The sequence below is a fragment of the Alicyclobacillus sp. CIJ1 genome, assembly GCF_057538885.1.
Map to the genome: position 1 here is coordinate 1 of NZ_BAAJPH010000027.1, position 285 is coordinate 285.

The 285-nt window shown below is 60.7% G+C and carries 1 rRNA gene; it reads left to right on the plus strand.

Features of this window, described 5'->3' with window-relative positions:
- Positions 1-285 (plus strand): 16S ribosomal RNA (locus AC27E8_RS00230); the annotation flags it as partial.

The window sequence follows — 285 nt, forward strand, 5'->3', positions numbered from 1 at the left end:
TGACATCCCTCTGACCGGTGCAGAGATGCACCTTCCCTTCGGGGCAGAGGAGACAGGTGGTGCATGGTTGTCGTCAGCTCGTGTCGTGAGATGTTGGGTTCAGTCCCGCAACGAGCGCAACCCTTGACCTGTGTTACCAGCGCGTTGAGGCGGGGACTCACAGGTGACTGCCGGCGTAAGTCGGAGGAAGGCGGGGATGACGTCAAATCATCATGCCCCTGATGTCCTGGGCTACACACGTGCTACAATGGGCGGTACAAAGGGAGGCGAAGCCGCGAGGCGGAG